This is a genomic window from Mycobacterium spongiae, from assembly GCF_018278905.1.
GTDB lineage: Bacteria > Actinomycetota > Actinomycetes > Mycobacteriales > Mycobacteriaceae > Mycobacterium > Mycobacterium spongiae.
On sequence record NZ_CP046600.1, the window covers coordinates 4,674,298 to 4,688,418 of the forward strand.

Consider the following 14,121-nt stretch of genomic DNA (forward strand, 5'->3'; position numbering starts at 1 on the left):
TGATGCATCACGTGACGTACACCGTCGCCGCGGCGAACCCGATCTATGCCGACATCTACTACCTGGACCAAGAGCCCCCCATCTTCTCCGACTACAGCCACAACCCGTATCAGTTCGTTCCCAACGTGCGAGCCGATATCGGCCCCGACAGGCCATGGGTCTACGAGCTCGATCTGGCAAACCCCCACCAATGGGCCATGGTCTCGGCGAGCACCGGAACCGAACCGGGCGCGGCCCAGTTCCACTGCGACCTATCGGTAGACGGGGCTGTCGTCGTTTCGCAGGACGGCCCCACCGGCGTGCTCTGCTCACTGCGTCACTGGTAACCGATCGCGAACGGCAGTTAGGTGTCCCCGCGGATCCACAGCGATTGGGCGTTCTGCGCGATGCAGGTCAAGAACAGCCCGTCGGGTGCTTGGGCAACATAGTTCTGGTACTGGATGCAGCTGGAGTTCTCGTCTTTGACTCCAGCCATCGGAGGTGAGCGGAACCACCGGGGCTCATATCGTCGCGGCGAGCCGCAGAACACCAAGCGTCCCCAACTGGTGACCCCGAAAACGTAGTAGGTGGTGTTGTCACAGGGGGCTCCGAGAACAACGCCGGGCGCGATCCCCGGCGTGCAGTCCGGGTAGTCGCACACGGTCGGCCCGGCGGTGGCGGCAGGTGCCGCCCACCCACCGGCAGCCAGTAGTGCGGCGACCGCTGCCACGGTGAAGCGCACGCAATTACTGTGGCACAGTCTTGATACGGCTGAAAAGAGCCCGCTCGCGTTGGGCGAGGGTGGCCGCCAATCGACGGATACTCCCGCTCCCCGCCGCCACGCATCGACCGGGCGACACGCCAGGTACGCACCCCCGCAATCCCGGTTGGAATGCCGTTCGATCACCGAAATTGGCCCATGTGCAGGTGATAATGTGGTTCCCCGTGCCGGATCCGAAGCGTCCAGGAGGTCACCGTGCCGTCGCGGCGGCGTCGACCGGAGGCGCTTGACGCAGGCCCTCGCGCGAATCCGGCGGAGCTGGCCGCGGCCGGCCCCCGCGAGGACGCACACGTTGCGGTGGCCGAAGCCGAGGACGAAGTCGCCCGGGCCGAAGTACGCGCCGAGGCAGCACGCGCCCGAGCAACGCGGTTGCGGCGCCAAGCCGTGGCCGCTTCCGCCACCGGAATGGGTCCGCGCGACAACGCACGCCTGAACTCTGAGCATCCCAACACCACGGCAGTGCATGACGAGGCGAACGCCGCCGACGAGGTCGGGAGTCCACCGAAAGGTCGCCATCGCCGGTGGCTGCATTGGGTCCGGCGACCGCGGTGGAAGGAATGCGCGGTCGTCGCGGCCATCGGGGTCATCACCGCATCGCTCGGTGCAAGCGGCTTCATCGAGTTGGAACACCGCAGCCTGCTGCGCAAACAGCGGCTCTCCGCGGAGTTCGCCGCGGCCGCCAGACGGGGGATCACGGCACTGCTGTCGATCGACGCCAACCACGCGCGACAGGACCTGCAACGCACCATCGACGAATCCACCGGCGGGCTCAAGGACCAACTCGAACTCACCGGGGTCGCGTTGGCTGAGCGGGTCGAACAATCGAAGATCAGTACCAGAGTCGCCGTGGATGCCGTGGCCGTCGAGTCGATGACCTTCGACTCGGCAGTGGTTCTGGTCGAGGCCAAGTCCGAAACCATCTACCCCGACAATGCGCAGCACCCGCTGAGCTCGTGGCGGATCAGTGTCAACCTCAGCCGTGACGACGGCCAGATCAAGATGTCGCAGGTCGACTTCCTCCGATGACTACCCAGCAACCCGAGAAGGTGCCTGCGGCCGACAACCCGAAACCGGGCGCCGGCGGCACACCAGGCGCGGGCTCCGGCGATCCGGTGCGCCCACAGACCCCAAACACCATCGCGAAAATCCAGAGTTGGGTCCGCAGGTTCATGGTGGCCTGGCGGCCAATCGCCCTGACAGCCTTGGTCGTTGGGTCACTGGGACTCGTGAGCTGCATGTATCTGTTTCGGTACAGCCCGGATCGGCAGGTCGCCGACGTGGCGGCGCAGCAGGCAATCCAGGCAGCGTCCGACGGTGCCACAGCCCTGCTGTCGTACAGCCCCGAAAGCCTGGACCGCGACTTCGCCAATGCCAGGTCACACCTCACCGGCGGCATCTTGGAGTACTACACCAAGCTCACCGAGCAGACCGTCGCTCCAACCGCAACGCGGCAGCACATCGTGATGAACACCAAGGTGATCCGCGCCGCCGTGTCGGAGTTGCACCGCAATTCGGCGGTCGTGCTGGTCTTCCTCAGCCAGACCACAATGAGCAAGGACAAGCCCGACCCGACGACGACGTCCAGTAGCGTCCTGGTCACGCTGACAAAGGTCAAGGGTTCCTGGCTGATTACGAAGTTCGACCGCCTATAGCAGCGACCGTATCGACCGGTGTGAGCTGGTGTTATTCTCATCGAGGATGCCGGTACCGGAGCCAGTCCGCTAGGGCATTGGCGGGTTTGACGCGTCGAGGAGGACGCGATGCTGACGCTGCGTGCGATGCGTGTGATGCTCCTCAAGGGCGCAATCGCCTTGGAAATCTTAGCGATTCTGTTGGCTGCAAATATTGTCAGTGGATCGCGCACCTTGGCGCCGGGCCATGCCACCACCAAGGAAGACGTCGCCATCAATGGGACCTACCGTGCCACATCGATTGGTGATTGGGCCAAGACAAACGACAGCTACCACGACGAGGCAACGGTTGTCAGCATCTGGACAATCAGCTCGTCGTGCACCACGTTTCAGGAGTGCACCGGTACGGTGAGCAGTGACCAGGGGTGGACCGCCCCCACCTATACCCATGACGGGATAGCTTGGTACGTCAAGCATGATGTGCCGAATTGGGAGCCGTGCGACGACGGGACAAGCTATACCGGGCGGCAGACGTTCTACTTCTATCCGGTCAACGACACCGGCATGCCAGAAATCGGGTCGCCGACATTCGCCGGCAAGGACAAGACGATCGGCCCGAGCGGCGCTTGCGGGGTCAACAAGTGGCTCCATATCGAGCTGCCGTTCCGGCTGGACAGGATCGGCTGAGCGAGTTCACCATTAGCGACTCCGAGCCGTCGCGCCGGAGTGTCCGTCGACTAGCTTCACCGTGGCAGCATGTCTTGCCAACCCTTCGGTTCTGCGGAGGCGATCAGATCCGATTGCTGGTACAGATGGCCATCGGGACCGACATAGCGTCCGGTATGCGGGTCGTATTGGGCGACCACCAGCGGCGATGCTGCGGCGGCCAGAGTTGGAGCCGCAGTTAAGGCTTCGCCCTCAACCGCACTTGCGGCGGCCTGAGGTTGTGGCAGTCCGCCGCCGGCCTCGCCGGGCGTTGGGGTTTCGGCTGATTCGGGGACGTCCAGCGGTGCGATGGACTCAATGTCGCCCGACTGGGTCGATAGGGAGGCCGCCGGTGGCGGCAGCGATCCCGGCGGCACACCTGGCGGCGCCACGATCGGCCATGGCGCCGGACCCGCAGGCGTGCCCCGCGGCACCGCCCCCGGCGGCAACGGCGTTCCTTCGATGGGTGCGTAGATTCTGTCGTTGAAGGTGATCCGATCATCGGGTGGGATGCCCTGCGAGAGCAGATTCGGATCCAGTGGGGCGGGACCGAGCACATGCTGCCTCATCGCCAGCGGCTGGTACGGCTGATCGCTGTCACAGATTTCGACCGTGGGCGCGCGCTTTCCGGGGTGCTCGATACAGGGATAGTTGCGTGCTCCGCGAACCGACAGCGGCGAGTCCTGCGGCAGCTTGCAGTACAAGCCATCGGGCGTATCGATGGTGGTGGTGTCTGCCGGCGACCGCCATTGGCTCGGCGGTAGGAAACCGACCGTGCAAATGGGCGGATCGTCGATCGTGAGGGCAAAGTCGCCGATCGGCACCCCGTTTGGTCTGTTCTTGGACTCGGCTCCCTGCAGAGCGGCAACCACGGGCGGCAACAAGACGAACAGTTGCTCCAGCGCGGGGTTATAGGTCATGGCGATAGTGCCGACAGTAGTAAGGTTGGCCAGCAGCACCGGCAGCGTCGGCTTGAGTTGGTCGAGTAGCCGCGATGCTTCGTTGGCCGCCTCCGGGCCATTTTCCAGCACGGTGCGAACCTGGGAGTCGTCATTGGCCACCACGTCGGAGATGCCGGCGAGGCTGTGCGCCCAACGCCGAATCGAGTCGGTCGTCTGCGCTTGGGAATCCAACAGCGGTCCGAGGTCGTCGGTCAAGGTTCGGGCGCGGTCAGCCACACCGTTGACGTCCCCGGCGATCGCCGACGACGAGTCGAAGAACGATCCCAGATCGTAACCGGAACCGTTGAAACCCTGGAACGCCTCGTCAAGCAACTGTCCGAGTTTGCCTTTGGGGATGCTCTCGACCAAGGCACTGACCTGATCCAGCATGGGTCCCACGGGTTGCGGGATTGCGGTGTTGCGCTTGGGGATAACTGATCCATCGCGCAGGTATGGTGGCGAGTCGGTTCGCGGGCGTAGGTCCACGTAGCGTTCGCCGACCGCGGAGACGCTGCGCACCTGCGCCTCAAGGTCCGCCGGAATCTTGGAACTGCCGCTCAACGAAAGGGTCGCTGTCACACCGTCCGAGGTCAAGGAAACCGCGGTGACCGTACCGACCTGCACTCCCCGGTAGGTCACGTTGGAGAACCGGTAGAGACCGCCGGTGTCGGGCAGTTCCAGGGTGACCGTCATCCGCCCGATGCCCAGCAGAGTGGGCGCCTGCATGTAGTTGAAGGCCATCACGGCCACACCGATGATCGACGCAATCGTGAAGATCGTGAGCTGGATGCGGATGAAACGCGTCAGCATCTACCCACCACCCTCGGGCTCCGGTGCCGTCCCCGACGGCGGATCGGGAACTCCAGCTTCTCTTGGTGGCCAGGGTGTTTCGGCGGGCGGCGGCGTGGCCGGTAACGGGCCGGACGACGGTGGCGAAACACCGGCACCGAGTGGGTCGTAGGTGTAGTGCAGGTAATAGGGCTCCCCCGGGGCGGGCGGCTCCGGGGCGTGGAGCTGTCCCCAGTGAGTCCCCAGCATCAAACCGCGCTTGAGTCGCGGAATTGTCAAGTCCAGCTGCGCCCACAGATTGAAGTAGTCTCCTCGGACACCTCGGTCGATGAGATTCTGCGGGAACGGAAACGAGAATGCGGCCGCAAGGCTGGCATCGAGATCCGGCCCGATGTCGGCGAGCGCGCGAAGCGTTGGCTCGAGGTTGTTCAGGTTTGTCACCAGATCGGCCTGCGCGTCGTTGATGAGGCGGTGGGCCGTGTTGCTGAAAGCGCCAAGCTTCTCCAACGCGGTGGTGAGCCGCGGCCGCTCCCTTATCAGCACGTCGAGCGCCGGCGGTACCTTGCGTAGTGCCTCGGCGATGACATCGCGCTGTCCGGCCAGGGTGCCGGACAGCCGGTTTAGCGCTTCGATGGATGCGACGATGTTGTCGCGTTGATCGTCCAGCGTTCCGACGAACGTGTCGAGGCGAATGAGCAAGTCGCGAATCGCACCTTCGCGCCCGGACAGGGCCGCGTTGAAATTGCGCACGACTTCGGCGACCTGACCCAGTCCCCCACCGTTGACGACTGCCGACAGCGATGACAGTGTTCGCTCTGTCGAGGGAAACGTGAACGACTTGCTTTGCGGGATGGTGGCGCCCGCCGGCAATCGCCCCGTCGCGGGCCTGCCCAGCGGCGGGTTGAGTTCGACGTGCATCGACCCCAGAAGGCTGGTCTGGCCAATGCTGGCGACGGCGTTCGCAGGAATCGCCACGCCGGGCTCGACCGAGATCTCGACGTCGGCGTGCCAACCTTTCACCGTCAGTGCCCCGACGCTGCCAACCACCACGTCGTCAACCATGACGGGCGAATTCGATTCCAACGTGCCGACGTTGGCGAATTCGATGTGATACGTCGTGGCTCCCGGACCGCGCCCCACCGCACCCGGAAGCGGCAACGAATTGACCCCGTGAAAAGTGCAGCCCGTCACGCCAAGCACCGCACACGACCCGATCGCGAGCATTCGCCGACACACCAACCAGGCCCGGTGGACCACAGTCATGGTTGCGCCCCTTCGGCAGGCAACAACATGTCCTGCAGGCTCGTCGGGGGCGGTGGCACCGGTGTGGACGGTGGCGGCTCGGGCATCGCCGCTCCCGGTATCCGTCCGGGCGGAGGCGGTGGTGGCGGCGCCGGGGGGGTATCGCCGGGCAGTCCGGTATAGGCGGACACGGCGGGCGGGATTTCCGGAGGTCCCGGCTTGGGACCCGCCCCACCAGGGGCCAGGCGCGGCTCGCTGTACACGAGGTTCTCCGGGCGCGGCGCCGGCTGCAAGAACGGATCAAAGGGTATCGGCGTCTCATTGAAGTTGAGCAGCCGCAGTCCGGGGCCGAAGTATTGCGAGCACAGCTTGTTGGTTTCGCTCGACGTGACGTTCTCGACGGCGCCCATCGCCGAGCAGACGGAATAGACCGGATTCGCGAAGTTGGGTACCCCAAACCCGCCGACAACGGTTCCGGTGTCGGGGTTGTAGTCGTTGTAGAAGTTCGCGAGCGCGTTCGGTGCCACGTGCAGCACGTTTTTCAGGGCCATCTGTTTGTCGACGAGGACCTGGGTGACGTTGGCCAACCGCTGAATCTGCTCGCTGGTTTGGTTGCGGGTTCCGGCGATGAACCGCTGCACCTCGCCGACCGCCTCCGCGAGATTCGTCAGTGCCGCATCGACATCCGAGCGGCTGTCGTTGATCACGCTGGTCAGCGTGGCCAGCCGGTCGTTGAACTGGACCAGTTGAGTGTCGCTGTCGCGTAACGCGGTGACGAAGGTCTGCAGATTCTTGATGATGTCGACGATATTGCCGCTGCCGTTGGCAAGGATCCGACCCACGGCCGACAGCTGCGCCAGCGTCTGGCGCAGCTTGACGCCGTTGCCTTGCAGCGCGTCGGCGGCGCGATCGATGAACCGCGCGACCGAAGGCGTCGACACCTGGCTGTTAGGACCCAGTTCGGTTGCCAACCGCATCAATTGGTCCTTGACCTCGTCCCATTCCACGGGGACCGCGGTCCGGTCCCGCGGTATCACGGCACCGTCGGGCATGGTCGGACCGCTGTCCCGATACGCCGGGGCGAGTTGCACATAGCGCGCCGCGACCAGATTCTGCGCGACGATCACCGCTTTGGCATCAGCCGGGATTGGCACGGTGCGGTTAACCTTCATGACCATCCGGGCCTGCGTGCCTTCAGGATGGATCGAATCGATGGTTCCTACTTTGACGCCCGCGACCCGCACCTCATCACCTGGATAGATCGCCGTGGCAGTGGTGAAATAGGCGGTGACCGTCTTGGGGCTGAAGAACTTGTCGTAGACGATGAAACCGGCGCCGGCGACGATGAGCCCTACCAAGGCGATTCCGAGCAGCGCCGAACGCCTGCGCCGGGTTGTGCCCGCATTCTCCGACATCAGTTCCCTCCCGGAATACCGTTGTACGGGAAGGGCACCAGTTGCCGAGGCCCGATGGTGTCCGGTGGCTCGCCGGGGGCTCCGAAACGGAATCCGAACAGACGGTCGAAGAACGGCTGCAAGATCTGCACGGTAACGAGGTTCGGGACGAACGCCTGATAGTAAAAGCCGCTGGAAACCGCCTCCCCCAGCGTGATCTGGTATTTCGCGAGCGCTGGCAGCGCCTTGCCGATATTGTCCCGGTTCTCTTCCAACATCGCGGTCACCGAATTCAGTCGTTCCAGTGTTGGCGCCAAGTCCTTTTCGTTGTCGTGTACCAGCCCGGTGAGCTGCTTGGCGACAGCCGCTGTGGCGGCCAACAGCTCGACGATCTCCTGACGCCGCGCCGCCAATACTGCAAGGAGGTCGTTGGCGTTGAGGATGAGCGCGTTGACCTGTTGACTGCGCTCGGACAAGATTCCGGAGACATCGCTGGCGCGTGTGAGCAGCTCGCGCAGACTCTGATTGCGGCCGTTGAGAGTTCGCGATAGCCGAGTCAGCCCGTCGAAGGCGGGTCCCAATCGCGGTGCGATCTCATCGAGCGTCGTCGACAGTGTATCCAGCGACTGGTTCAGCGTCTCGGTGTTGGTACCGGCCGCGTTCGAGGTGAAGTCGCCGAGCACTGCTGTCAATGAATAGGGCGAAGACGTGCGAGAGACCGGGATGACGTCCATCGGACGCATAGTTCCGCTGCCGGCGGACTCCAAAGTCAGCACGCGCTCGCCCAGCAGCGAGCCGGTGCGAATGTGGGCGGTAGTGTCCGAACCGAGAAGCACATTTGACTTCAGGGAGAACGTCACCACGGCGTCGCCGCCGCGAAGCGCGATATCCGACACCGAGCCTACTTTGATTCCCGACACCGTGACGGCGTTGCCGGCGGCCAGCCCGCCAGCTTCGGAGAACAGCGCCTGATACCTGACCGACGTTGCCCAAGACAGCAGCCGATCCGGCGCCAGACCCACGGCGATGATCAAAGTGATCAGGACCACGCCGATGAATCCGGCCTTGACGAGTTCCGCTCCGCGATACTTCAGCATTACGGTTCCGAACACCTCCCCGCATCCGACCGGAACCAGGGCGCAATGACCGTTCGACCCTGAAGATCGGTGCCCCGAAGCCACAAACCACAGACGTAATACGGGATGGTGCTGCCGAAGACGCCAAGTCGCACCAGTTTGCGGTAGTTCTCCGGAGCCTTCTGCAGGGCGGCGTCGACGCGGTCCTTGTCCTCATCGAGCAGTGGGACCAACCGGGCCAACTGGGCGACGTCGCCGGCCAGTGGCGCGCGCGCCTGGGCGAGCAGATCCGCCAGGGAAGTGGTGCCGCTGCTCAATCCGTCGATCGCGGCTGCGATCACGTCGCGGTCGCCGGTCAGGCCAGTGACAAGGCGCTCGAAGCGATCGATTGCGCCGGAGAACTTCGCACCGTCCTTGGACAGGGTTGCGACAACGGTATTCAGGTTATCGATCAGCTGCTGCACGACTTGGTCGTTGTCGGCCAAGGCATTCGAGAACGACGACGTTTTCGACAACAGATCGTCGAGGGTGCCGCCCTGGCCCTGGAAGATCTGAATCAGCGATGCCGTCAGCCCATTGACGTCGTGCGGGTTCAGGCTCTGGATAACCGGTTTGAGGCCACCGAGCAACAGGTCGAGGTCGAGGGCCGGTTCCGTTCGGTCCTCCGGGATCTGCGACCCCGGCGGCAGAATCTCCGACGATCCAGGCCCGTCGACAAGCTCGAGGTAGCGATCCCCGACCAAGTTGAGATACCGCACCGCGGCACGGGTGCCGTTGGTGAGCCGGATGTGGCGGTCGGCATCGAAACTCACCAGCACCTGTTTGTTGGCCAGCAGCTCCACGCTGCTGACCGTGCCCACCCGGATTCCGGCGACTCGCACGGTCTGTCCGGGAGTCAGACGGGACGCGTCGGTGAAGATCGCCGAGTATCCAACGGTGGAACCGGTCCGGTACTGACCGAAGACGAAGAACAGGCATGCGGTCAGCAGCGCCATGACGACCGCAAAGACCGTGAACTTGGCAACAGTTGCGCCTCGTAGACCCCTCATCCTGGTTGCCCGATCTGGGCCGAGTTGCGTGGCGGACCGGCGATCGGCCCATACAGCAGCTGTTTGAGAGCATCGGAGTTGATCAGCAGTTGCTGGTTTCCGTATTGCGCCGGGTTGGCACCCACGTCGGCAACCACGAACGGTTCAGCCGTGTCGAACGGTATGTTCGGCAGGTCCAGACACTGGGGGCCGCCGGTCGCCGCGACCTTGGGCAGATTCGTTGGGTACCGGTACCGTTCGGCGCCCCACGTCAAGCTGGCCGATAGCCAGATCCCCGGTTCCTCCAGGGGAGGGCCATTGGCTATCTGGGCGAGACCGGCTATTCCGCAGTAGATTCCCTCGGCGTACTCGTTGGTCAGATCCGTCGTCGGCACCAGCAGGTGCAAGACCTCGGTGAGCGGCTCGCGGTTGGTTCCCAGTACATCGTTGCCGATATCGGCGAGACCGATGGCGCTGATCAGCAACGCGTCAAGGTTGCGCTGCTCGTCGACAATCGTCGTACTGATTTGCGACGCGCTCCGCGCAGTAGAAACCAGATCCGGTGCCGCATCGGCGTAGGCATTGGCCACCTCGGCGGTGACGGCGATGTCGTGGCTCAGCGCCGGAAGGCTTGGCTCGATCGTCGCCAGAAACGAGTCCAGATCGGTGAGCGCCTGACCCAGCATCGCACCTCGGCCGCTGAATGCGCGCGCCAACGCACCAAGGGTCTCGTTGAGTTTCTCGGGTTCGATCTTCGCCAGCACCGACGTCAGTTCTTGGAACACGGTATTGATTTCCACGGTGACGTGCTTGCCGGCGAGCACCGCTTGGGGTTGCAGGTGCTGCTCGGACGGAGCATCCGGGGGTACCAATTCGACGTATTTCGCGCCGAACACCGTTGTCGATGCGATGTCGACGAGCACATTGGACGGGATAAGACGCATCTGGGACGGATCCATCGCAAGGTGCAGGGCGGCTTGACCGTTGGGCAATAGCTCGATCGAATCGACCTTGCCGACCTGTACGCCGCGCATCTTCACCTTGGCATCCGGGTTCAACACCAGACCGGCGCGCGGGGACACCACGGTCACCGGCACCGATTCGGTGAAGCCACCCTGAAATAGCGTTGCCGCCAGGGCAACAACCGCGCCGATGACGAGTACGGTCAGCATCCCCAGGAGGGGGCGGACGTAGTTGCCGCTCCCGCCCGAGCCACGCTTCGGCGCATTCTGCGTCACTGGACCGTTTTCACCTCCCTGCCTCTGCCACTACCCCGACAGGTTGAAGTTGCCGTTAGAACCGTAGATCGACAGCGAGACCAGCAGAGTCACCGACACCACGACGATGAGCGAGGTACGCACCGCATTGCCCGTTGCGTTGCCGACACCCGATGGTCCCCCCGAGGCGAAAAAACCGAAATAGGTATGGATCAGCAGGATCGTGAGCGCCATCAGGATGGCTTGCAGAAATGACCACAGCAGGTCGATCGGGTTGAGGAAGGTCGTGAAGTAGTGCTCGTACAGACCGGCCGACTGTCCGAACAGAAACACCGTGGTGAACCGGCTGGCGACGAACGACAGGATGACCGCAATGCTGTACAACGGCGCGATCGCCAGCATCCCGGCCAGGATTCGGGTGCTCACCAAGTACGAAATCGGCCGAATCGCCATGCTTTCCAACGCGTCAATTTCTTCGTTGATGCGCATCGCGCCCAGCTGCGCCGTCACGCCGGCACCAAATGTGGCGGCCAGACCGATCCCGGCGACCACCGGGGCCGAGATCCGCACATTGATGAAGGCCGCCAAGAAACCGGTCAGCGCCTCGATACCGATGTTGCCCAGCGAACTGTATCCCTGAACCGCGAGCGTGCCGCCGGCGGCCAGCGTCAGGAACCCGACGATCACCACGGTTCCGCCGATCATCGCTAAAGTTCCAGCGCCCATGCTGATTTCGGCGATGAGACGAATGACCTCGCGACGGTAGTGGGTTGCCGCGAAGGGAACCCCGGCCAACGCTCTGCCGTAGAACGCGGTGTGGTCCCCGATGCGTCCCAGAGTGGCGATCGGCTTATCCAGCTGCCGCGCAATTCGCGGGTAAGCGGCTCGCAGCGTCACCGGGCCGCCTCCCTACTTCACCGTCATCTTGATGCCGATGGCGGTAACGACCACATTGACAACGAACAGGGACATAAAGGCGTACACAACGGTCTCGTTCACCGCGTTGCCAACCGCTTTGGCACCACCACTGGATATCGCCAGACCGCGATAGCAGGCCACGAGCCCGGCGATCAGGCCGAAAAGCAGTGCCTTGACACACGAAATGATGACCTCGGGCACGCCGGTCAGCAGCGTGATGCCCGCCGCGAACGCACCGGGGTTAACGTCTTGCACAAACACCGAGAAGGTGTATCCGCCCAAGATGCCGATGATGCACACCAGACTGTTCAGCAAGAAGGCAACCAGCCCGGAAGCCAGCATGCGCGGTGTAACCAACCGCTGCACCGGGTTGATGCCCAGCACCTCCATCGCGTCGATTTCTTCACGTATCGTCCGGGAGCCCAGGTCGGCGCACATCGCCGTGGCGCCGGCGCCCGCGACAATCAAAACGGTCACGAGCGGGCCAACCTGAGTGACGGCACCAAACGCGGCACCCGCACCGGACAGGTCCGCGGCGCCCAGTTCCCGCAGCAGAATATTGAGCGTGAAGCTGACCAGGACCGTGAACGGGATGGCCACCAAGAGTGTGGGAGCCAGCGAGACGCGCGCGACAAACCAAGACTGTTCGACGAATTCACGCGCCTGGAAGGGCCGGCGGAAGGCGAACTTGACCGCGTCGGCGGACATTGCGAACAAGCCGCCGACCGCCTGCATGGCCCCGGAGAAGTTCCCAATGGGCAGCGATATTCCGGGAGACCAGCGATTCGGATCCTTGTTCGCCATCCGGCTCAGGCCCCTCTTGCGTGGTGCAGCCACGCCCGTGCCTGCCAGGCCAGCGTTGTCAGGCCGTGTCGAATTACCCGAGGCTGCCGAATTACCCGAGGCTGTCGAACTACCCGAGGCGGTTGAGTCGCACCCAACGCGATGTTTGGCGTGAGCATTCGGGGCCGCATCGGTCCTAGGTCACCGCGCCGGAGGTCTTCAGGTCGATGATTCGGTCCCAGTCGAATCCGAGTTCGGTCAATATCTCGTCGGTCTGCTCGGCAAAGGCGGGTGCCGGTCCGGCCTGCGGCGCGGCGACGTCGAATTGCACCGGATTGGCTACGAGTTCGAGTTCGCCTGCGCGCACGACATATTCGTTGGCGCGGATCTGCGCATCGTCGGCTGCCTGCAATGTGTCCTGCACCGGCGCCCAAGGTCCTGCGAGCGTCGCAAAGCGTTCGCTCCACTCGGCAAGCGTGCGTGTTGAGATGACTTTGGTCAAGATCTCGACGGCATCGGCCGTGTTGGCGGCGATCTTCTCGGTGGTGGCGAACCGGGGATCGTCTGCCAGTTCGGGCCGGTCGATGTGGCGACATACGTCGGCCCAGAACTTGGTCGGCTGCAACATCACCAAGGAGATGTACCGGCCATCCGACGTCGGGTACACCCCGACAAGCGGGTTGACCGGTGAGCCGTGTATTCCGGGCGGCGGCGCCACCATGAGCTGACCAAGATGTTTGGTCAACGCCACCGTGTGGCCCAGCGACCACAGTCCGCTGCCCAACAGCGACACATCGACCACGCAGGGTTCGCCGGTGCGTTCGCGCTGGAGCAATGCCGCCGCAATACCACCGGCCAGGTTGGTGCCGGAGATGGTGTCACCGAAGGCGGGACCAGGCGGGTTGATCATCCCGTCGTAGCCCATCGGAGTGAGGGTGGCAGCGGTCCCGGCACGGCACCAGAAGGCGGTCATGTCGTAGCCGCCTTTGGTGGCCTCAGCGCCGCGGGGACCAAGCGCACTACCGCGCGCGTAAATGATCGACGGGTTCACGGCCCGGATGTCGTCGACATCGATGCCGAATTTCTGACGCGCGCCCGGCAGGAAGCTAGTGAGGAACACATCGGACCGGCGGGCCAGCTCATAGAGGACTTCTCTGCCCTCGGGCAGCGACATGTCCAACCCGAGGCTGCGTTTGCCGCGGTTGGCGTGCTCGATGTTGGGGTTGGGGTCGCCTTCGACGCGAAGCATGCCGGTCTGCCGGAGTCCGCGCTGGGGGTCGCCGGTCACCGCATGCTCGACTTTGATCACCTCGGCCCCCCATTCGACCAAGACCGCGCCCGCCGACGGGACGAACCCGTACATCGCGACTTCCAGCACACGGATGCCGTCCATCGGCCTTGAGTGCGCATCACCGGCAACCGAGGCTGTGCCCTGGGATGACATTGCGGCCCTTTCTGACGGTGACAGGGACGGTGACAGTCACGGTAATTTCATTCTCCTTATCGGCGAATCTTACATTCGCCAGGCGAGCATTCAAGGAAGTCTGGCGACCCGAGCGACCTGATGACCAGGTAAGACCATCGTTGGGCATCCCGGCCCCGGCTGGGCGGATCCGGCATCGGCGTGACCATCGCTA

At 63.9% G+C, this 14,121-nt stretch carries 14 protein-coding genes; 4 read left to right on the plus strand and 10 right to left on the minus strand.

What is annotated here, in order from left to right:
- Positions 1 to 2 precede the first annotated feature (2 nt).
- Positions 3 to 326, plus strand: a complete 324-nt coding sequence (locus tag F6B93_RS18970) for a hypothetical protein (RefSeq protein ID WP_425518567.1) — start codon at positions 3 to 5, stop codon at positions 324 to 326.
- A 17-nt stretch (positions 327 to 343) separates the two neighbouring features.
- On the opposite strand, the gene F6B93_RS18975 is transcribed toward F6B93_RS18970, so the two are convergent.
- Entirely contained in the window at positions 344 to 721 is a 378-nt protein-coding gene (locus F6B93_RS18975) for a hypothetical protein (protein ID WP_211696468.1), read from the minus strand.
- Positions 722 to 955: 234 nt separating this feature from the next.
- On the opposite strand from F6B93_RS18975, the gene F6B93_RS18980 reads away from it, so the two are divergent.
- From F6B93_RS18980 to F6B93_RS18990, 3 genes are all read left to right on the plus strand, one after another.
- On the plus strand, positions 956 to 1,786 hold the full coding sequence (locus F6B93_RS18980; RefSeq protein WP_246540857.1) for a hypothetical protein: 831 nt from the start codon (positions 956 to 958) through the stop codon (positions 1,784 to 1,786).
- Entirely contained in the window at positions 1,783 to 2,412 is a 630-nt protein-coding gene (locus F6B93_RS18985; protein WP_246540859.1) for a hypothetical protein, read from the plus strand. Before F6B93_RS18980 ends, F6B93_RS18985 begins: the two co-directional genes overlap by 4 nt.
- Before the next feature lie 135 nt (positions 2,413 to 2,547).
- Complete coding sequence (locus tag F6B93_RS18990; protein WP_425518568.1) at positions 2,548 to 3,078, plus strand: Rv2253/PknI dimerization domain-containing protein; 531 nt, start codon at positions 2,548 to 2,550, stop codon at positions 3,076 to 3,078.
- Between the two features lie 56 nt (positions 3,079 to 3,134).
- Here the strand turns inward: F6B93_RS18990 and F6B93_RS18995 are convergent, their stop codons facing one another.
- The 9 genes from F6B93_RS18995 to F6B93_RS19035 form a co-directional block, all read right to left on the minus strand.
- On the minus strand, positions 3,135 to 4,847 hold the full coding sequence (locus F6B93_RS18995; protein WP_211696469.1) for an MCE family protein: 1,713 nt from the start codon (positions 4,845 to 4,847) through the stop codon (positions 3,135 to 3,137).
- Positions 4,848 to 6,089, minus strand: a complete 1,242-nt coding sequence (locus F6B93_RS19000; protein ID WP_211696470.1) for an MCE family protein — start codon at positions 6,087 to 6,089, stop codon at positions 4,848 to 4,850.
- Entirely contained in the window at positions 6,086 to 7,483 is a 1,398-nt protein-coding gene (locus F6B93_RS19005; RefSeq protein ID WP_211696471.1) for an MCE family protein, read from the minus strand. The genes F6B93_RS19000 and F6B93_RS19005 overlap by 4 nt, the downstream gene beginning before the upstream one ends.
- Positions 7,483 to 8,559 (minus strand): MCE family protein, encoded by a 1,077-nt coding sequence (locus F6B93_RS19010; RefSeq protein ID WP_211699605.1) that lies wholly within the window; start codon positions 8,557 to 8,559, stop codon positions 7,483 to 7,485. The genes F6B93_RS19005 and F6B93_RS19010 overlap by 1 nt, the downstream gene beginning before the upstream one ends.
- Positions 8,559 to 9,587 carry an MCE family protein gene (locus F6B93_RS19015; protein WP_211696472.1) on the minus strand — a complete coding sequence of 343 codons (1,029 nt, stop codon included), beginning with the start codon at positions 9,585 to 9,587 and terminating at the stop codon, positions 8,559 to 8,561. The genes F6B93_RS19010 and F6B93_RS19015 overlap by 1 nt, the downstream gene beginning before the upstream one ends.
- A complete protein-coding gene (locus tag F6B93_RS19020) occupies positions 9,584 to 10,738 on the minus strand; it encodes an MCE family protein (RefSeq protein WP_211699606.1) in 1,155 nt (384 codons plus the stop codon). Before F6B93_RS19020 ends, F6B93_RS19015 begins: the two co-directional genes overlap by 4 nt.
- A gap of 96 nt (positions 10,739 to 10,834) precedes the next feature.
- A complete protein-coding gene (locus tag F6B93_RS19025) occupies positions 10,835 to 11,680 on the minus strand; it encodes an ABC transporter permease (protein WP_211696473.1) in 846 nt (281 codons plus the stop codon).
- A 12-nt stretch (positions 11,681 to 11,692) separates the two neighbouring features.
- A complete protein-coding gene (locus F6B93_RS19030; protein WP_211696474.1) occupies positions 11,693 to 12,505 on the minus strand; it encodes an MlaE family ABC transporter permease in 813 nt (270 codons plus the stop codon).
- A gap of 175 nt (positions 12,506 to 12,680) precedes the next feature.
- Positions 12,681 to 13,928, minus strand: coding sequence for a CaiB/BaiF CoA transferase family protein (locus F6B93_RS19035; RefSeq protein ID WP_211696475.1), 1,248 nt, complete (start codon positions 13,926 to 13,928; stop codon positions 12,681 to 12,683).
- Positions 13,929 to 14,121 lie beyond the last annotated feature (193 nt).